A 19,967-nucleotide genomic window follows, 5' to 3' on the forward strand; every position below is an offset into this window, starting at 1 on the left:
TAATTAGATACAATATGAAAAAAACTACCTATTGTTTGTCTTTTTTATTGTTTTTGTTTGTTTCATGGCAAGGAATCAGTCAAACATTAAATCAGAATGCGGGATGGCCAAACGCTTCTTGGTCTGTAACAGGAACTTATAATACTGACCCGACGGCTTTTGAAGCCGATCCAAGAACCACATCTAATTTTGCTTTTGATGATGATGATGCTGGAAATGGTAATGACGATGATATAGCAGCTGAATCACCTGTAATAGATATTACTGCAGCTTTTAATGCTGGAGAAACATGGCTGACAGTTGCTGTTGACTTTACCTATAATGATTTAGCGGATACATTAACATTGGAATATTGGGATGCGGATGCTGGAATATGGGTGATTTGGGAGACATTTGTAGGAACTTCAGATCAGCCTCAAGATAACTTTTGCTCTGGTACTAGAGATTCATTTATCAGTATTCCATTGAATATAGCAGGCTTTACGGCCAATCAGCAATCTAATTTTCAATATAGAATTAATTTTCTTGATGATGGAGGAGCTGGAGGAGCTGCTTGGGAATGGGGATTTTGCTTTGAATCTCCAACAATAACTTCTGCTGTACCTCCGTCGTGTTTTGTGCCTGGAAATCTTATGGCTGCAGCTACAGATGTTACTGCAGACTTATCTTGGGATGATGATGCTGGAGCTACATTAGGATATGAGTGGGTAGTTTTAGCTACTGATGGAGATCCAGATACAGATACTGCAATAGATTCGGGTTCAACAGGTGCAGGTATAGTTATGGATACAGCAACAGGGTTAAGTATTTCAACTACATACTATGCTTTTGTAAGAGCTAATTGTGATGCTAATGGTTATAGTGACTGGAGTCCTTCAACAAGTTTTACAACGCTTGCGGCACCACCACCGTCTAATGATTTATGTGCTAATGCTACTGTATTAACATGCAATACACCATTAACCGGGCAAACTACGGTTGCTGCTTCAGGTGGAAGTGCGACATCTTGTGTTGGTACAATTGGAGATGACGTTTGGTATCAGCTAACAGGAACAGATATGGATGTGGTTTTAACTGTTACAGCATCTGTTGAAGAGCCACAAGTTGAAGTTTACGAAAGTACAGATGGTACTTGTGCTGGTATAACACCAGGTACATGTTTTGCAGCGGGTGGTTCTGGAGAAAACCCAGTTGAAGTGAGCTTTACTGCTTTGGCAGGAAATGAATATTTTATTCGTGTTGGAAATTGGATTAATGGTGACCCAGGTGTCGAGTTTGAAATTGAAGCAGCTTGTACACCAATACAGCCTGCTCCAGATTGTGCTATGGAACCGATAATGCCTACAAATGGTGAAACTGATGTTTCGGCTTTTGGTACAATTTCATTAACATGGACGGCACCTGCCTCTGGACCTACGCCAACATCTTATGATGTATATGCTGGTTTAATGTCCGATGGTAGTGATCTAGCTTTAGTTGCTAATACTACGGATACATTTTTAGATGGAAATGTAGGAGCTTATGATACTACAATTTATTGGATGGTTGTACCTCTAAATGCAACCACTCCTGCTACTGGATGTCCATTATGGAGTTTTACATCTGAATCGGCACCACCACCGCCTGGTAACGATGATTGCGCAGGTGCAGTTGCTTTAACACCAGGTGTGGCATTTGCAGATAACGCAATTAATGGTAATAACGAGAGTGCTACTGCTTCTGAGGTAGGGGATCCAACAATACCAGCACCAGGGTGTTCTTCATATTTAGGAGGAGACGTTTGGTATTCGGTAGTTGTTCCTGCAGATGGAAATTTAACTATTGAAACAAATGGTAATCCTGTAGGAAACGGTGGAGATACTGGAATGGCCGTATATTCGGGAGCTTGTGGTTCACTTGCTTTAGTGGCTTGTGATGATGATGCTAGTGATGATGGTTTTTATTCCTTAATTTCAATTTCTGATACTAATTTAGCAGGGCAGACACTTTATGTGAGAATTTTTGAATATGGAAATAATGATATAGTATTTTTCCAGATTTCTGCATATAGTGCTACTTTAAGTGTTGACGATTTTGAGAATACTTCAATATTTACATATTATCCAAACCCTGTCTCAAATACATTAACGTTAAATGCGCAAAAAGATATTCAAAATATCGTTGTGTATAATATGTTGGGTCAACAGGTTATGAAAGCTACCCCTGATGCGGTGAGTAGTGAAGTAGATATGTCTTCTTTGAAAACGGGATCGTATTTTGTTCAAGTAACAATTGATGATACTGTAGAAACGATAAGGATAATTAAAAATTAACTTCCTTAAACTAACGACTAAAAAGCCACTTGTTTTAAGTGGCTTTTTTTATGGGTTTAATTACATTTGTTGCATGCAACTGAAATACTCCTTTATTATACCTGTTTATAATCGCCCTGACGAAGTAGATGAGTTGTTATTAAGCTTTAAAAACTTAACTACTAATATTCCTTTTGAAATAGTTATTGTAGAAGATGGTTCTAATTTGAGTTCAGAAGCTGTTGTAAATACATATAAAAAGGATTTAGATATTCAATATCTGTATAAAGACAATTCGGGTCCAGGCGATTCTCGTAATTATGGTATGAAAGCAGCTAAAGGCAATTATTATATTGTTTTAGATTCTGATTGTATTCTGCCTTCAAACTATTTATACAAAGTTCAGGAAAGTTTATTGGAGAATTATGTGGATTGTTTTGGCGGACCAGATGCAGCCCATAGTAGCTTCTCTAATATTCAAAAGGCAATAAATTTTTCTATGACTTCAGTATTGACTACCGGTGGTATTCGTGGTAACAAAGCTAGTATTGATAAATTTCAGCCAAGAAGTTTTAATATGGGAATTTCCAAAGAAGCTTTTTTAAAAACAGGAGGATTTGGAAGAATTCACCCTGGAGAAGACCCAGATTTGTCCATACGCCTTTGGAAAAATGGTTTTCAAACAAAGTTGATCAATGAGGCTTTTGTATATCATAAACGTCGTATTTCGTGGTCTAAATTTTATATACAAGTTAAAAAATTTGGACTAGTACGACCAATTTTAAACACATGGCATCCAGAAACTAGAAAGGTTACCTATTGGTTCCCTACTATATTTGTATTAGGATTTTTAATATCGATATTATTACTTTTTTTTAAGATTAATTGGCCTATTTTTTTGTATGCTTTCTATTTTTTTGTGCTTTTTATTTCAGCATTATTTTCTTCAAAAAGTCTTACCGTATCTATCTTGGCTTTACTTGCGGTTTGTATACAGTTTTGGGGTTATGGATTGGGATTTTTAAAGTCTATCTTTGTAATTAAGGTGTTAAATAAAAATCCAGAGGAACAATTCCCTGATTTATTTTTTAAAGCAAAATGACCAATAAGCTAAAAGACAAATTAATTAAATCTATAAGAAGTAAACGGATTAATATTTTTTTTATGTTTTTGCTGTTGTCGTTTGTTATTTTAATTCTAACAAAACTGTCAAAAACCTATACCAACACTATAGCATTTGAAGTTGTGGAGATGAATGTTCCAGAAACTGATGTGATTATTAACGATTCAACACCGATTTTAAATATTAGTTTAAAAACAAAAGGATTTAACTTTTTAAAGTTTTATTTCAATAAACCCAAGATAGGTTTAGATTTTTCTGAAAACATAACTAAAACCAATGAGATGTATGTTTGGAATAACCACACAGCTTTTTCAAATATCATAGCTCAATTTGATAAGGATGTAGAAATTGTAAATCTAAACCCTGATACGTTATGGTTTAAGTATGATGAAAATGATATAAAGAAAGTTCCCATTGTCTTAAATGCAGATGTTAATTTTAAATTGGGTTATGATATATTGAATAGCTTTAAGTTGTCACCAGATTCTGTAAAGCTTGTTGGTCCTAAATCTGTTTTGTCTGAAATTCATAATATAGAAACAGATACTCTACAATTAAACCAAGTATTTTCAAATATTGAATCAGCAGTACAATTGAAGCTTTCAGTAAACAATGAAGAAATAGAATATACGCCAAAGGAAGTTTTGGTTTCTGCAAATGTTGAAAAATTCACCGAAGGAAAATTAAAAGTCCCAATACAAGTAGTAAATGTTCCCGATAGTATTAAGATTAAATACTTTCCTAAAACGGTTACGGTTTCATATTATACTAGTTTGACTAATTTTAAATCTGTCAAGAGCGAAAACTTTATTGTTGAATGTGATTTTAGTGAGGTTGATAATAATCAATCGTATTTGTTGCCTAAAATTGTAAAAAAACCTGAAGGCGTTAGAAATTTAAAAGTAAATCTCAAACAAATAGAATTTATAATTACAGAATGAAAATTGTAGGTATTACAGGAGGTATTGGTAGTGGGAAAACTACAGTAGCAAAAATGTTTGAAGAGTTAGGAGTACCTATCTATAATTCAGATATTGAAGCTAAAGCATTAATGAATCGCTCTAAAGTAATTAAACGAAAACTTATAGATTTATTTGGTGAAAAAGCTTACCGGGACAATATTCTTAATAGACCTTACATCGCCAAAATAATTTTTAATAATAAAGAACTTTTGGAAAAAATGAATGGCATAGTACATCCAAAAGTCGGACTGCACTTTAAACGATGGTTAAAGAAACATAATGAAAAGCCTTATGTGTTAAAAGAGTCTGCTATTTTATTTGAGACTGGAGAATATAAGAAATGTGATTTTATAATACTGGTAACAGCACCTATTAATGACCGTATTAATAGGGTTATTAAACGTGATAATTCAACTCAAGAAAAAGTCCAAGCCATTATTAATAATCAATCAAAAGACGATGATAATAAGGTTAAAGCAGATTTCATTATAAATAATTTAAAGCTTGAAGATACACAGCAACAAGTACTTGAAATCCATGAAGCATTGCTGAAATCTTACTGAAAACTTCAAATTTTAACATTTTTGTTAATGTAAGGTTAAATGCTAAGAACACTAAATGTTAAAATGTTAATTTTGATTGATGGGCAAAAAGTTATTCATCATACTGGTGCTATTAATGAGTTTATCGCTTATCGGCATTATTTTCGTACAAGCATATTACATTAATAACTCCATTAAAAATGAAGAAGAGCAATTTAATTTTAATGTAAAAAAGGCATTAAGTTTTACGGCAAGGCAGATTGAAGAAGATGAAATTGAACGGTATTATGATAAGTATCAAAGTTTGGTTGACCAAGAGAAGCAAGCTGATACTGTGGCGATTTCAAATATATTTTTATATCAGCAAAATGAAAATACCAACGAGACAATCATTTCCAGAAGTGGTATCCTAGAAGAAAATTACAAATTGCCTTCATCGTTCTTTGACATAGGTTTAGATAGTATAAACATTAAACGGATTTTAAATAAATCTGAAACCAAAATTTATAGTAATAGAGGAACATTGGATAATGAACTGCAAAGTAACCCTATTTACAGTATGTCTAAAATTGCTCGATTAACAGAAGCTGAAAAAATTGCTTTGGCAGAGTTATTAAAGGTAGCTGGTAGTCGAGTTCCAATTCATAAGCGAATAGATAATGCTGTCATTGATTCTTTGTTGTCTAGCAAACTAAAAGAGGACAATGTAGAATTAGCTTACGAATTTGCTATTTATAGTAATGATTTGGCAACCAAAGTGCAGAGTGAAGGTTTTGAACTGGAAAAATCAGCAACGTATAGTATACCAATTTTCGATTCGGGAACAGATAGAAATAATTATAGGTTGTTGGTGAATTTTCCAAAACGGAATAAATTTATTCAGTCGTCTATAATTCGTATGACGTTATTGTCAATTATTTTCACATCAATTATTATTATAGCGTATTCTAGTGCACTTTTGCAGCTTTTTAAACAGCGTAAGATTTCTGAAATCAAAACCGATTTCATTAATAATATGACCCATGAGTTTAAAACACCAATAGCAACCATAAATTTAGCTTTAGATGCCATTAAAAATCCAAAAGTAATTGAAGACAAAGAACGTGTAATGCGCTACCTTCAGATGATAAAAGATGAAAACAAGCGTATGCATGCGCAAGTTGAAAATGTGTTGCGAATATCTAAACTTGAAAAAAACGAACTTAACATTAGTAAAGACCGTGTGAAATTACACGATTTAATTGAAGATGCCCTAACCCATGTAGAATTGATAGTTGAAGACAGGAAAGGTTTTATTAAAACGCATTTAGACGCCGATAAATCATCGGTTTTGGCAAATGAAACACACTTTACAAATGTTATTGTAAACATTTTGGATAATGCTATAAAGTATTCTCCAAATGCGCCAAAAATTGATGTTTATACCGAAAATGTTGGTACAAACATTATTTTAAAAATAAAAGATCAGGGTAGTGGTATGAGTAAAGCTGCCCAAAAGCGTGTGTTTGAAAAGTTTTACAGAGAGCACACAGGAAATATACATAATGTAAAAGGACATGGTCTGGGATTAGCCTACGTTAAACGAATAGTAGATGATCATCAAGGACACATTTCTGTAGAAAGTGAAAAAGAAAAAGGAAGTACATTTATAATTAAGCTTCCATTAATATCGTAAAGTTATGACTGAACAGCAAAAGAAAATCTTATTAGTTGAAGACGACCCAAATTTTGGAACCATTTTAAAAGATTATTTAATAATGAATGAGTATGAAGTTACCCATGCTAAAAATGGTATGGAAGGCTTTGAAAAATTCAAGAAAGATGATTTTGATTTATGTATTCTTGATGTTATGATGCCTTATAAAGATGGGTTTACCTTGGCCAAAGAAATACGAGAAAAAAACACAGATGTGCCCATTGTATTTCTAACAGCTAAAGCTATGAAAGAAGATGTTCTTAAAGGCTATAAAGTTGGTGCAGACGATTACCTAAACAAACCATTTGATAGTGAGGTTTTATTAATGAAAATTAAGGCTATCATACAACGTAAGGCTACTGAAACGGTTGCAGACAGTAAGCAATTTCAGTTTAAGATAGGTAAGTTTGATTTAAACTCAAAATTACGTTTCTTAACTTACGATGGTGGAGAGCAAATTAAATTATCACCTAAAGAAAATGAATTATTGCGCCTTTTGGCTTTACATGAAAATGATTTAATGCCAAGAGAGTTAGCTTTAACAAAAATTTGGAGAGATGATAACTATTTTACGTCTCGTAGTATGGATGTGTATATAGCAAAACTTCGTAAGTACCTTAAGCTTGATCCAAAAGTGGAGATTCTAAATATTCATGGCGAAGGCTTTAGATTGGTGATTAATACAGACTCTTAATTATAACTAATATAGATTTATAACCCAACATGTTCATGTTGGGTTTTTTTAGTATTTAGAATAATCGTTTATGGCAAAAGCGTTGTTATAGGATTCTTCATTAATGGTATTGTTTTCTGAAGAATCATAATCAACAAGAATTTTCCAGATTTCGTTTTCTTTTTTTAACAGCACATGAAACTTCCCATAAAAACTTTGTTCTTGCTCGGTATTAGGGTTGAGTGTTAGTTTGTATATGCCGCGTTCTGAAGCAGATTCATTATTTGCAATGCGCTCTAAAAAACGAAATGATATGGTTTGACTTCGGTTACTGTTAGACCAACGTGATTCGTAACCTTTTATGTAGTCTTTTTTATTTTGAATGTGTTTTCCGTTACCACTTACCCGAATTAAATCTTCGCGATGCAATGATGCAAATAGGTTATAATCAAATGTTTCGAATGCTGATGTAAACGGTTCCCATATTTGCTTGTTTATATCTGTTAAATGAGATTTTTCTTGGGAAAACACTTCACAAACAAAAAAAAGGGTAATAAAAATACATACTTTCTTCATAAGGTTTTAATTTTTGAATTAACAGCTTCAATAATAGTGTTAATGGGTGCTTGATAATCAAACCAAATGGTGTCTTCATTTTTCTTAAACCATGTTAATTGCCTTTTGGCAAATCGCCGGCTATTTTTTTTAATTTCAGAAACAGCAAATTCCAGAGTCCATTCACCATTAAAATAATTGAATAGTTCTTTATACCCAACAGTATTTAAGCTATTTAGATGTTTAAATTTATAAAGATTTTTGGCTTCTTCCAAAAGGCTTTGTTCCATCATAATATCGACACGTTCATTAATACGCTTATAAATGGTTTCGCGATCAGCATTTAATCCTATGGTTAGGGTTTTAAATGGTCTTTTATTTTTCTTTTTGTTTAAATATGAAGAGTAGGGTTGTTGGGTTCCAATACAAATTTCCAAAGCACGCATTACACGATGTGGATTGTCTAGAGCAATAGTTTTGTAGGTTTCTAAATCTAAATGCTCCAATTGTTCTTGTAAGGGTTTTAAGCCTTCATTATCGTATTGTGTTTTTAGTTTCTGCCTAATGTTCGAATCTACTTTCGGGAAATCGTCTAATCCTTTGGTTATAGCATCGACATATAAACCAGAACCACCAACCATAATTACGATGTGATGCTTTTCAAATAATTTTTCAAGTTTTTCAATGGCTTCTTTTTCAAACGTGCCAACATTATAATCATCAACTATAGATTTATGGTGTATAAAGTGATGTGGGGCAGCATTCAGTTCTTCTTGAGTTGGAGCAGCTGTGCCAATTTGCATTTCTTTGAAAAATTGTCTAGAGTCTGAAGAAACTATTTCAGTCTTAAAATAATTAGCTAAAGCAATACTTAAAGATGTTTTGCCTATAGCTGTTGGACCAACGATTGAAATTAAAACTTTAGTCATAATGAAGTTTGCATCCACATTTAAAGCAATATTCAGCACCATCAGCATGCTTTTCGTTTAGACAATTAGCGCAGCACTGCGAATTTAAGTGAACTTCATTCGGGTGGGGCGGTATAGGTCCTAAATCTGAGTTGTCATTGTTGTTAGTCTTTTTTGTATATTCAGCTGAAACAATACCAGTAGGCACGGCAATTATGCCATAACCCAAAATCATAATAATTGTGGCTATAAACTGACCAAGAGGCGTTACCGGTGCTATATCACCAAACCCAACTGTGGTGAGTGTCACAATACACCAATACACACTTTTAGGTATATTAGTAAAACCACTTTCTTCACCTTCAACCAAATACATTATGGTTCCAAAAATGATAGCGGCAATCAATACAGCAAACAAGAAAACAGAAATTTTAGCACGGCTAGCTTTTATGGCCGAAGCTAATTGATTAGAAGCGCCTAAATAACGCGCTAGCTTAAGGATTCGGAATACACGTAACAATCGCAACGCTCTTAAAGCTACAAGGGCATGTGTACCTGCAAAAATTAACGATAGGTATTTAGGTATTGTTGAGAGTAGGTCAATAACACCATAAAAACTGGTAATATACTTGATGGGCTTTTTTACAGAAATTATTCGAAGTATATATTCTATTGAAAATAAAATGGTAATGATCCATTCAGAGATATTAAGAAAAGCATGGTATTTAGCATCTATGCTCTTCACACTTTCAAGCATAACCAATAGAATACTAGCTAAAATAGCAATGAGTAATACAACATCAAATAACTTACCTGCAGGAGTATCTGCTTCATAAATTATTTCATGAAGTTTTGCCTGCCAAGATTTGTTATTGGTGTCGTTCATTATAAATGAATTGCAATTAAAGATAAATTATTTTTTCTTAATCACTATTAATGAGTTGTTTTGTATGTCTACAACATTGCTCATAAAATCTTTTAAATAACTGTAATATTCTTGTTCGTATATTGCTTTAGAAAAGTTAATTTTAAGATATATTTTAACTTGATTGTTTTCTGTTTTAGAAATAAAATTAACTTGACCTGTATTATTAGGTAAGTTAAACGTCTTAGATTCTGGCATTTCAACAACTTCGTACAAATCGTTTAATTCAAGCGTAAGATTGTAGAGATAAGCATCTTTATAACCAAAATCAATTGGGTATGTTCTTTCTTGAAGTTTAAAAGGGTTCTCTTTAAAAAAATTAAAAATAAATGGGTTAATGTAAATATTATCGCCTACAGCTTCTGGTGAATATTCTATTTCGAAATCTTCGTCAAATATAAACTCTGACTTTTCTTTTGTTTTTGTACTGTGGTCTATAACTTCAATATTAGAGTTTTTTTCATTAAAATAATTCACATAATCTTGCTTATTGCTAAAGTATGCCTTTTTTAGTGGAATAGCGTGATAACCACTTGAGGAAGCATGCAATTGTCCTTCTATCAATTCATCTTCGTTAACCGAAAGCTCGGCCTTATATACTATTGTTGATACTTTTTTAGGTGCAATATCAATCCATTCGCTTCCTTTTTTGAAATCTAATTTCCTGCCGTATTGATTAAGGCATCTAAAAGGCAATTCTCCAAAGCTTAAATATTCATCTGTTGCGTCTAATAGATAGGTTTTATTATTGATCTTGGCTTGGACAATTAAATAGTTGAAATCAGAAATAACGGGATATATTTTAGTAGGAAGACCGTTGCCTCTTGTTGACATTAATACTGGAGATACTTCTATATCGTATTCCTCTAAAAGGTTATGAAGCAAAATATTTATTTCGGCCACACTACCTGATTTTTCTCTAGTTAGTTCTTTTACAGAAGACTCATTGTATATGCCATAGCGTTCATTCCAAGTGAAGTTATTCTGAACGTATTTATAAATGCCTTTAGCCCGTTTTAAAAGATTGGTTTCAGATAAAATACTATCAGCAATAGTAACATTTGAGGCTACATTTTTATTTAATTGACGTCCAATATTTTCATCGGTTTTTAATTCCTTGTCAGCAGTCTCCCAAGTTTTGGTTATATTATCTACAGTGCCATCAAAATAGCGGATTATCCTTAATTCGTAGTCTATTTTAGAAAGATAGTTGTCGCGAGTGGTCATGTAGTCTTCTTCTACAAAAGCTGGAATGTTGTTCATAACGTAATCGGCAGTAAAGCAATCAGCATAAGTTCCATTACCACCTTCTATACAACGATTTTTACGTCCTGTTTCATTTTTGACTAATGGAAGTTGGCCTACTAGTTTAATATTGTATTCATAAATAGCAGGTATACTAGTATGATATTCACTATGAATTTTTGGGATATCATCTTGAAACTCCCAGCCTTTATATTTGTAAATAAAAGGCGACTCCATTTCATAACGATACGTAATTACAGAACCCTCTTGCACATTGGGCATGGTAAATTTTACTAGCGTGTAGTTTGCATTATAACGTTCTGTAAAGATTTGATCTTTATTTAATTTTGTTCGAACAACTTTACCATCTACTAAATTTTGAGTTTCAGCATATATGTCGGTTACCTTTTCTTTTTTCTTATTGCTATTGTATAAGTAGATTTTTATGGTGGCTTTTTCAAAACCATCGCGCTTTAGTATTTTTAACTTTTGTTTGTATTCAAAATTTAAGAAAAACGTATTCTTATTAATATAGCTATTACCATATTCATAAATCACCAATGCATTTGCAGTGGTGTCTTTCTTAAAGATATTGGTCTCTAAATCATTTCGCGATACATTATAGTCCTCTGAAGAAAAACTATCTTGAGCATAAGAAGAAAAAGTCAATAAAAACGTAAGTAGGATAAGTAGTCTCATTTAGTCTATTTTAATAATTTTTAATTTTTTATTTCGGCGTATATAGTTTTGTATAATGTGTTGAGCGTCACGATTATTTTCCATAGGTGTAATGATAGATCGTAAAACTTCAACATTGTTAATTTGATAGTTAAGATTAAAATATCCCAAACCTTTAAAAATGCCATTTTCAATTAAAACAGCACTGCGTTCTTCAATATCTCGACCTCTGTCGATAACAACCATATTTTGATTGTCGTAACTATGCTTTGAAATTAGGGATTGAACACGTGCATTATAGTCAGATTCTACTTCTTCTTGAATGCAGGCTCCATTACATTGCTTAATATTATAATTAAAACAACTTGTTTTTGAAGGGTATAAACCCACCAGTTTTTGGCACAAATTGAACTCTTCTACACTATTAAAAAGAAAGCTTTTTGCGCTTTGCCTGTTAGTAAATGTTGTAATGGGTTTTTTACGACCATCTGCTTTGTCGATTTGTAAATTTATGTAACCATTGGCATCTTTAAAACTATAAAGGGCATGTGTAAATAAATTACGTCTCAATGCTCTGTTGAAAAGGGGTTTATTGCGCTTTATCTCTTCGCTTTCTTTTAAAAGAGCTACCAGTTCACTACCAGTTCTTTCATAGGTTACAGCGGCTACTTGCCGTTGTAATTTTTTAGATTTAGATGAGGTGTTAGTAAAATGCTGACTTATTCTGTTTTTAATGTTTTTGCTTTTGCCAATATAAATAACATCACCATTGTCACTGTGCATGTAGTAAATACCAGTGGTGTTTGGTAGTTTATCTATAATCTGCTTTAGATTAGGTGCCATTTGGCTTTTTGGCTCAACCTTTATGGCATCTTGAACAATAAACTTTTCTAAATCTTTAGATAATAGCATTTTAAAGAGCTTAACCGTTGCTATAGCGTCTCCGTTAGCGCGATGCCTATCACTTACAGGAATGCCTAGAGATCTGGCCAGTTTACCCAAACTGTATGAGTCTTGACCAGGAATTAGTTTTTTAGCCAATTCAACAGTGCAGAGTGTTTTTCTTTTAAAACCAAAGCCTAGACGTTTAAACTCTGTTCTTAAAATACGGTAATCAAATTGAGCGTTGTGAGCAACTAAAATACAATCATCAGTAATTTCAACAATACGTTTAGCAACCTCATAAAATTTTGGTGCAGTTCGTAGCATATTGCTATTAATACCCGTAAGATTGACAACAAAGGGTTGTATTTCGCGCTCTGGGTTTACAAGACTAATAAACTGATCGATAACTTTATGTCCATCAAACTTATAAATAGCAATTTCGGTTATACCTTCTTCATTATATTTCCCGCCTGTTGTTTCTATGTCTAAAATTGCGTACAAAAATTTTATCTCTATTTTTTTATTAATTTGAATAATTACGCTCACCAAATATGCTACTTCCAATTCGTACCATATTACTTCCGCATGCAATAGCTAATTGGTAATCACCACTCATGCCCATGCTTATAACTCTTAAATTAGAATCAATGGTTTTTAAATCATCAAAAATGAGTTTTAGAGTATTGAATTCGGTTTTAATTTGATTTTCATTATCTGTAAAGGTAGCCATTCCCATAACACCTGCAATAGTAACATGTTTTAGTTCCTTAAATGCTTCTGATGTTAAAATTGTTTTAGCTTCTTTAGGTGTCATCCCAAATTTAGAATCCTCTTTGGCTATTTTTATTTGCAAAAGACAAGCAATTACACGGTCGTATTTAGCAGCTTGTTTATCGACTTCTTTTAAAACTTTAAAATTTTCAACACCGTGAATAAGGTTCACAAATGGAGCCATGTATTTTACTTTGTTGCGTTGAACATGACCAATCATGTGCCATTCAATATCTTTTGGCATTTGTTCATGTTTTTCAACCATGTCTTGAATTTTGTTTTCGCCAAATATACGTTGTCCCTCGTTATAGGCTTTCATAATATCGCTTACAGGTTTTGTTTTAGATACGGCAACCAATGTTACATGGTTAGGTAAAGCTGATTTTATATTTTTAAGATTTTCTGAAATGGACATATTAAAATTCATAAATGGTTATACCACTGCGCAATTTAGGTAGAATATAAGTGCTCTTTGGTGGCATTTTTAAACCGTCGTCAGCTATTTGCTTCATTTGGGAAATACTTGCATCGCACATGCCAAAACCAACTTTATATTCGCCACTGTCGATACTAGCCTTCATATTTACAACTTCATCAGTGCCATGCGTGTGGGCATAATCTATACGATTGTCGTTACGTAAATCACTTATGCCAAGAATAGGGTTTAAAATAGTTTTGTAAAGTATTTGAGCATCTAACTCATCTAGCGAAGTTTGAAATTCATAATTTGTTTTTCTTAAGTACAACGAATAAAACTCGCCATCTAAATACATGGTAAAGTGATGCTGTTTGGAAGGAGAATAAGGTATAGTGCCTCTATTTTGAATTCTGAAATTAGCATCAAGCTTAATGAGAAATTCTTCTTTGGTTAAATTATTTAAATCCTTTATTAGCCTATTAAAACTGTGTATCACCAAATCTGATTCGGGAATTAAATACGACATAAAAAAGCTATAGGATTCGTTTCCGTTATGGCTTGGGTTTTTCTCCTTTTCTTCCTTATATAGTAAATACGATGAAGCCGATCTATGATGGCCATCGGCAATATAGACGGTTTTCATGTTCTCAAATTCATCTTGAATGATTTTTATAATGGCATCATCATTTACTTTCCATAAGTAATGCGTATCTCTGTAAGTCATAGAAAATTCAAATTCAGCATGCTTTTTTTGAGTTTTCTTTATAATGTCTGCAATAATAGCATTATCCGGATAGGTTAGGAGCACAGGTTCTGCATTAAAACCTACTGTTTTTAAATAGGTTTTAAAGGTTTCCTCACGTAATTCAATAGTGTCCTCATGTTTCCTAATAATATCACGTTCATAATCTTCTGCACTTGTTGCAGCAATAATACCGTTAAAAACCTGATTGTGCCTATTTACTATTTTATAAACATAAAATGAGGGTTTATCATCAGTTATAAATATACCTTCTTCTTTAAATTCCAGATATCGGTTTCTTACCAGTTTGTAACGTTCCTCACCAGTTATAACTTGATCGTACTTATAGCCTGGATTAACAATATGAAGAAAAGTAAAAGGATTGTAATCCATTCGGCTGTCGCGCTCATCTACCGTATAACTTTGATAAGGACGTGAGGCTACCAATCCAACAAGAGCTCTTGTTGGACGAACAGCTTTAAATGGGATTACTTTTACCAATTGCTGCTACTTTACAAATTGACTCGAAACGTGTTCGGCTTTTCTGCTTTCAGAATAGTCATAAAAACCTTCTCCAGATTTCACACCTAATTTACCCGCTCTAACCATATTAACCAACAGCGGACAAGGTGCGTATTTAGGGTTTTTGAATCCATCGTACATAACATGTAAAATAGATAAGCAAACATCTAATCCAATAAAATCGGCTAATTGTAATGGACCCATTGGATGGGCCATACCCAACATCATTACGGTATCAATTTCTTTAACACCTGCAACACCATTATAAAGCGTTTCAATAGATTCGTTTATCATAGGCATTAAAATTCTGTTAGCTACAAAACCAGGATAATCGTTAACTTCAACAGGAATTTTACCTAATGTCTTCGATAGTTCCATAATGGTATTGGTAACCGTATCACTGGTGTTATAACCTCTTATGATTTCAACCAATTTCATGATTGGTACAGGATTCATAAAGTGCATGCCAATTACCATTTCTGGTCTTGATGTTACTGCTGCAATTTGAGTAATGGAAATAGATGATGTATTGGTTGCTAGAATGGTATCTTCTGGGCAAGCTTCATCTAGTTGTTTAAAAATTTTTAGCTTTAAGTCAATGTTTTCTGTGGCTGCTTCAACCACCAAGCTTGCATATTCAACACCTTCAACAACATCGGTAAACGTAGTAATATTGCCCAATGTTTCGGCTTTTTGTTCAGCAGTAATTTTTTCTTTGGCGACCATTCTATCTAAATTTTTTGAAATGGTATCCATGCCCTTTTTAAGGGAAGCTTCGCTTATATCAATTAATTGAACTTTAAATCCGCTTTGTGCAAATGTATGTGCTATACCATTTCCCATGGTTCCTGCTCCAATAACTGCAACGTTTTTCATAAAATGTATATTTTAGTTCCACCCTAGTGGAAATTTTAAATTATTTAAATTGATTTATTATAAGGGTTGCAACACGCAAGGCCTCTGTGCCATCATGTAATGTTACAACTGGTTTTGTATTATTTGTAATGGCATCTGCAAATGTTTCCAGCTCATCTAAAATAGCATTGTTGGCAGCTATTTCTGGATTGTCAAAATAGATTTGCTTTTTAATGCCTTCGGCATTTTGTAAAATCATATCGAAATCACCTGGGTTTTCTGGGGCATCTTTCATTTTTACAACCTCACATTTTTTTTCTAGGAAATCTACTGATATGTAAGCGTCTTTTTGAAAGAAACGCGATTTGCGCATGTTTTTTAAAGAAATACGACTTGCAGTTAAATTGGCAACACAACCATTTTCAAATTCAATTCGTGCATTGGCTATATCAGGCGTATCACTAATAACTGATACACCACTCGCAGATACATTTTTAACTTTAGATTTTACAACGCTTAAAATAATGTCAATATCATGGATCATTAAATCCAAAACCACAGGAACATCGGTTCCTCTTGGGTTAAATTCTGCCAACCTATGCGTTTCAATAAACATAGGATTCTCTATTTTATCCTTTACGGCGGTAAATGCAGGGTTAAATCGCTCTACATGTCCCACTTGTCCGCGAATATTATGTTGTGCTAAAAGCTCGCGAATTTCTTCGGCTTCTTCAACGGTATTTGTAATAGGTTTTTCAATAAAAATATGCTTGCCTTTGGCAATGGCTTGTTTGGCGCAATCGTAATGTGATAGGGTAGGTGTAACGATATCAACCATATCAACAGCATCAATTAAATCGTCAATGGAATTAAAATATTTGTATCCAAACTCATCTACTACCTTTTTGGCATTAGCTTCGTCGGCATCGTAAAAACCAACCAATTCATATTTATCAGATTGTTGCAATAACCTTAAGTGAATTTTACCAAGATGACCAGCACCAAGAACACCAGCTTTAATCATTATTTTATCGTTTTCAACAAAAATAAGATTTTTCACAGTTTAATTACATGAATTTAAACATAAAATCCTACCATAAAAAATCTTATAAAAAATGGCAGCTATTTAATTTTTATGATGAAAATGTTTGATTAATTTTAGCCATAAAATTACCAACCAATTGAAAGACACATTTAAGCATAAAGGTATGCGTCAGCAACTTGTTAAGGTTGTTGAGAGTAAGGGGATTACAGATAAGAATGTTTTAAAAGCTATTGGCAAAATACCAAGACATTTATTTATGGATTCTGGTTTTTTAGATCATGCTTATCAAGACAAAGCATTTCCCATTGCTGCTGATCAAACTATTTCGCAGCCTTATACAGTTGCTTTTCAAACCCAATTATTACAGGTGAAAAGCGGTGATAAAGTATTGGAAATCGGTACTGGTAGTGGTTACCAAACAGCGGTTCTATGTGAATTGGGAGCTCAAGTTTATAGCATAGAGCGACAGCATGAACTATTTAAAAAAACCAGTAAGTTTTTACCAAAATTAGGCTATCGTGCTAAAAAACTAATTTTTGGTGATGGTTATATTGGTCTAAACGAGGAAGCGCCTTTTGCAGGAATTATTGTTACAGCTGGAGCTCCTTTTGTGCCCAAGCCTTTATTAAGCCAATTGGCTATGGGAGGACGTTTGGTCATCCCGGTGGGAGATGATGTTCAAACTATGACCTTATTTATTAGAAAAGGTCCTAAACAATTCGAAAAACACGAGTTTGGCGAATTTAGGTTTGTGCCTTTGTTGGAAGATAAAAACTAATGTTTTGGTAAATACATTTCAGGTATAGGATTATTAGGTGTTTCCTGCATCCAGAAGATATTAACAATCCACCATCTGTTCTCATCAAATAGTAACTGAATACTATTTATGCCACGCATAAATGGTTTTTCGTCGGCCTCGCTATTAAAAGCTTCGTAAGTGCTGAATACTTGAGCAATATTTCCAAAAACATCTACAGTTCTATGGATTTCCTTTTCAAAAAAACCATTATCGGTTAACCACTTTCCAGAAGTATTAATATAATCATCTACTGTCATATATCGCGCTAAAAAATCGCCTTCTTTGTTGCGGCCTGTAGGGATAAGTTTTGAATTGGCGTAAAAAAGATGTTTCATTAAATTCCAATTGCGTTCTTCGCCTTTTTCACCAGAAATAACACTATATAGGTTAGTAATTAATGAATCTATACTAGAGGTTTTTTCAGCATACAATTCTGAAGTATCTTGTGCTTGGACCCAAATGACATTAAGGATAATAAGGGTAGTGCAAACAAACTTTTTCATAATTAAGGGATTTTAATTAATAGCTTTTTTTAATACGATCTAAACGCACTTTATTTTCACGATCTTTTATAGTTTCACGTTTGTCATAAAGCTTTTTACCTTTGGCTAGTGCGATATCTAATTTGGCGTAACCTTTTTCATTGATAAACAAACGTAATGGTATTATTGTAAGACCTGTATTTTGAACTTCTTTTTGTAGTTTTTTAAGTTCCTTTTTGTTTAAAAGCAACTTACGTTCGGCTTTGGGTTTGTGGTTGTAGTAAGTTCCATATAGGTATTCCTCAATCGTCATATTAATGACAAAAAGTTCACCGTTGTCATTAAATTCACAAAAACTTTCAGCAATAGAGGCTTTGCTATTTCTAATCGATTTTATTTCAGTACCTGTTAAAACGATACCAGCAGTGTACTTATCTAAAATTTCATATTGAAATCGCGCTTTTTTATTCTGTATGTTGATTGTTTTTTGCATGTCATCAAAGGTAAATAATTTAAGATTATTTTTTGAAAGAATAGCGTAAGGATTGCATAGCTTTACGACACATTAAAGGTTAATAGGTATATTATGAAACAACTTATTTTGGTTTTAAGTAGCGTTTTGATTTTTTCTTGTGTACAGGATAATAAAAAAGAGTTAACGGCTAACTCTGTTATAAATCAAGCCATTGATGTTTCAGGAGGTGATAAATTTGGTAGTGCTACCATCCAGTTCGATTTTAGGGATAAACATTACAGTGCGACAAGGCATAATGGCTTATTTGAACTGGTTAGAAAATTTAATGATTCAGTTCATGTTATTACAGATTTCTTGACGAACAAAGGTTTTGAAAGATATGTGAATAATAGCAAGGTGGTCGTGCTAGATAGTATGATTCCAAGATATAGTAGCTCTGTTAACTCGGTTCATTACTTTTCGGTTTTGCCCTACGGACTAAATGATAAAGCAGTAAACAAAGAACTTTTGGGGGAGGTAGTAGTTAATGGTCACGACTATTACAAAATAAAAGTGACCTTTGACCAAGAAGGAGGAGGTGAGGATTTTGAGGATATTTTTGTGTATTGGGTAAATAAAAACAGCTTCAAAGTAGACTATTTAGCCTATTCTTATGAGGAAGCTGATGGTGTTGGATTACGCTTCCGCGAAGCCTATAACGAGCGTTACGTTAATGGTTTGCGTTTTGTTGATTACAATAATTACAAGCCTAGCCAAATTCATGTTTCAGTTCCTGATTTAGATAAGCTTTTTGAAAATAAAGAACTGAAATTATTATCCAAAATAGAGTTGAAAAATATTACCGTGGATTAATTTCCAAAACCTGATCGGTTATTACTCCATTAATAATGGTAACCACATAAAGGTTTCCATTGTTCCTATCGTCAATATCGCTATATTTTTCTTTACCAATTACTTGATTGACTAACATGGGCGTTGTATTACTATGACCAACAATTAACACATTTTTTCCACTGTTTTTAGTCTTAAACGATTTAATATTTAAATCTTTTGGATTATAAATGGTTAAGTCAACTTGGCATCTTTTCGCTGTTGGTCTTGCTGTTTCTTTGGTTCTATGGTAATCTGTCGTGTAAACCGCGTCAAACATAACATGCTTTAATATATCATTCCAATGGTCGGCCCTGGCCTTGCCTATTTCAGTTAAATGCGGATCTCTATTTGTTTTGTCGTTGCGGTCTTTCTCAGCATGACGAATAAAATAAAAAGTGGTGATATTATTCTCTAATGGTTCAATTTTACTGTTGTTTTGTGCGCAATTTGACAAGCTGATAAGTAATATACATAATAATGAAGCTGTCTTTAATTTCATGAC

20 protein-coding genes are annotated in these 19,967 nt (G+C 33.1%); 8 read left to right on the forward strand and 12 right to left on the reverse strand.

Translation table 11 applies throughout. From position 1 onward, the window contains the following. Positions 1–14: 14 nt before the first annotated feature. The 6 genes from K7G76_RS05975 (at position 15) to K7G76_RS06000 (ending at position 7,308) form a co-directional block, all read left to right on the forward strand. Positions 15–2,312, forward strand: coding sequence for a T9SS type A sorting domain-containing protein (locus tag K7G76_RS05975; RefSeq protein WP_223033255.1), 2,298 nt, complete (start codon positions 15–17; stop codon positions 2,310–2,312). Positions 2,313–2,385: 73 nt separating this feature from the next. Continuing rightward, a complete protein-coding gene (locus K7G76_RS05980) occupies positions 2,386–3,393 on the forward strand; it encodes a glycosyltransferase (protein ID WP_223033256.1) in 1,008 nt (335 codons plus the stop codon). Further along, positions 3,390–4,355 carry a CdaR family protein gene (locus K7G76_RS05985; RefSeq protein WP_223033257.1) on the forward strand — a complete coding sequence of 322 codons (966 nt, stop codon included), beginning with the start codon at positions 3,390–3,392 and terminating at the stop codon, positions 4,353–4,355. The genes K7G76_RS05980 and K7G76_RS05985 overlap by 4 nt, the downstream gene beginning before the upstream one ends. Continuing rightward, positions 4,352–4,939 (forward strand): dephospho-CoA kinase, encoded by a 588-nt coding sequence (coaE, locus tag K7G76_RS05990; protein WP_223033258.1) that lies wholly within the window; start codon positions 4,352–4,354, stop codon positions 4,937–4,939. Before K7G76_RS05985 ends, coaE begins: the two co-directional genes overlap by 4 nt. A 79-nt stretch (positions 4,940–5,018) precedes the next feature. After that, on the forward strand, positions 5,019–6,593 hold the full coding sequence (locus tag K7G76_RS05995; protein ID WP_223033259.1) for a sensor histidine kinase: 1,575 nt from the start codon (positions 5,019–5,021) through the stop codon (positions 6,591–6,593). Positions 6,594–6,597: 4 nt separating this feature from the next. Then, positions 6,598–7,308 (forward strand): response regulator transcription factor, encoded by a 711-nt coding sequence (locus tag K7G76_RS06000; RefSeq protein WP_223033260.1) that lies wholly within the window; start codon positions 6,598–6,600, stop codon positions 7,306–7,308. 48 nt (positions 7,309–7,356) lie between these two features. Here K7G76_RS06000 and K7G76_RS06005 read toward each other — a convergent pair whose 3' ends face one another. Genes K7G76_RS06005 through K7G76_RS06045 form a run of 9 tightly spaced genes read right to left on the reverse strand, consistent with a single transcriptional unit; the run spans position 7,357 to position 16,815 of the window. Next, positions 7,357–7,863 (reverse strand): nuclear transport factor 2 family protein, encoded by a 507-nt coding sequence (locus K7G76_RS06005; protein WP_223033261.1) that lies wholly within the window; start codon positions 7,861–7,863, stop codon positions 7,357–7,359. Continuing rightward, complete coding sequence (gene miaA / locus K7G76_RS06010) at positions 7,860–8,771, reverse strand: tRNA (adenosine(37)-N6)-dimethylallyltransferase MiaA (RefSeq protein WP_223033262.1); 912 nt, start codon at positions 8,769–8,771, stop codon at positions 7,860–7,862. Before miaA ends, K7G76_RS06005 begins: the two co-directional genes overlap by 4 nt. Next, positions 8,764–9,636 (reverse strand): ion transporter, encoded by an 873-nt coding sequence (locus tag K7G76_RS06015; RefSeq protein ID WP_223033263.1) that lies wholly within the window; start codon positions 9,634–9,636, stop codon positions 8,764–8,766. The genes miaA and K7G76_RS06015 overlap by 8 nt, the downstream gene beginning before the upstream one ends. Before the next feature lie 27 nt (positions 9,637–9,663). Beyond that, on the reverse strand, positions 9,664–11,619 hold the full coding sequence (locus K7G76_RS06020; protein ID WP_223033264.1) for a DUF3857 domain-containing protein: 1,956 nt from the start codon (positions 11,617–11,619) through the stop codon (positions 9,664–9,666). Continuing rightward, positions 11,620–12,984 (reverse strand): exonuclease domain-containing protein, encoded by a 1,365-nt coding sequence (locus K7G76_RS06025; RefSeq protein ID WP_223033265.1) that lies wholly within the window; start codon positions 12,982–12,984, stop codon positions 11,620–11,622. A 22-nt stretch (positions 12,985–13,006) separates the two neighbouring features. Next, positions 13,007–13,669, reverse strand: coding sequence for a YggS family pyridoxal phosphate-dependent enzyme (locus K7G76_RS06030; protein ID WP_223033615.1), 663 nt, complete (start codon positions 13,667–13,669; stop codon positions 13,007–13,009). Position 13,670: 1 nt separating this feature from the next. Further along, positions 13,671–14,915: a DUF1015 domain-containing protein gene (locus K7G76_RS06035; RefSeq protein ID WP_223033266.1), complete on the reverse strand. Its 1,245-nt coding sequence runs from the start codon at positions 14,913–14,915 to the stop codon at positions 13,671–13,673. 6 nt (positions 14,916–14,921) lie between these two features. After that, positions 14,922–15,812, reverse strand: a complete 891-nt coding sequence (locus K7G76_RS06040; protein WP_223033267.1) for a 3-hydroxyacyl-CoA dehydrogenase family protein — start codon at positions 15,810–15,812, stop codon at positions 14,922–14,924. A gap of 40 nt (positions 15,813–15,852) precedes the next feature. After that, on the reverse strand, positions 15,853–16,815 hold the full coding sequence (locus tag K7G76_RS06045; protein WP_223033616.1) for a Gfo/Idh/MocA family protein: 963 nt from the start codon (positions 16,813–16,815) through the stop codon (positions 15,853–15,855). 157 nt (positions 16,816–16,972) lie between these two features. Here K7G76_RS06045 and K7G76_RS06050 point away from each other — a divergent pair, with 157 nt between their 5' ends. After that, on the forward strand, positions 16,973–17,614 hold the full coding sequence (locus K7G76_RS06050; RefSeq protein ID WP_223033268.1) for a protein-L-isoaspartate(D-aspartate) O-methyltransferase: 642 nt from the start codon (positions 16,973–16,975) through the stop codon (positions 17,612–17,614). Here the strand turns inward: K7G76_RS06050 and K7G76_RS06055 are convergent. After that, positions 17,611–18,138 carry a hypothetical protein gene (locus tag K7G76_RS06055; protein WP_223033269.1) on the reverse strand — a complete coding sequence of 176 codons (528 nt, stop codon included), beginning with the start codon at positions 18,136–18,138 and terminating at the stop codon, positions 17,611–17,613. The genes K7G76_RS06050 and K7G76_RS06055 overlap by 4 nt on opposite strands. Before the next feature lie 16 nt (positions 18,139–18,154). Further along, positions 18,155–18,610 carry an SsrA-binding protein SmpB gene (gene smpB, locus K7G76_RS06060; protein ID WP_223033270.1) on the reverse strand — a complete coding sequence of 152 codons (456 nt, stop codon included), beginning with the start codon at positions 18,608–18,610 and terminating at the stop codon, positions 18,155–18,157. 93 nt (positions 18,611–18,703) lie between these two features. On the opposite strand from smpB, the gene K7G76_RS06065 reads away from it, so the two are divergent. After that, the gene (locus K7G76_RS06065) at positions 18,704–19,444 is read left to right on the forward strand and encodes a DUF6503 family protein (protein ID WP_223033271.1); all 741 of its coding nucleotides are present in this window, start codon (positions 18,704–18,706) and stop codon (positions 19,442–19,444) included. Here K7G76_RS06065 and K7G76_RS06070 read toward each other — a convergent pair. Continuing rightward, the gene (locus tag K7G76_RS06070) at positions 19,431–19,964 is read right to left on the reverse strand and encodes a phosphoglycerate mutase family protein (RefSeq protein ID WP_223033272.1); all 534 of its coding nucleotides are present in this window, start codon (positions 19,962–19,964) and stop codon (positions 19,431–19,433) included. The two genes, K7G76_RS06065 and K7G76_RS06070, sit on opposite strands and share 14 nt — an antisense overlap. Positions 19,965–19,967: the final 3 nt, after the last annotated feature.

This window comes from Hanstruepera marina (assembly GCF_019880635.1).
Classification (GTDB): Bacteria; Bacteroidota; Bacteroidia; order Flavobacteriales; family Flavobacteriaceae; genus Hanstruepera; species Hanstruepera marina.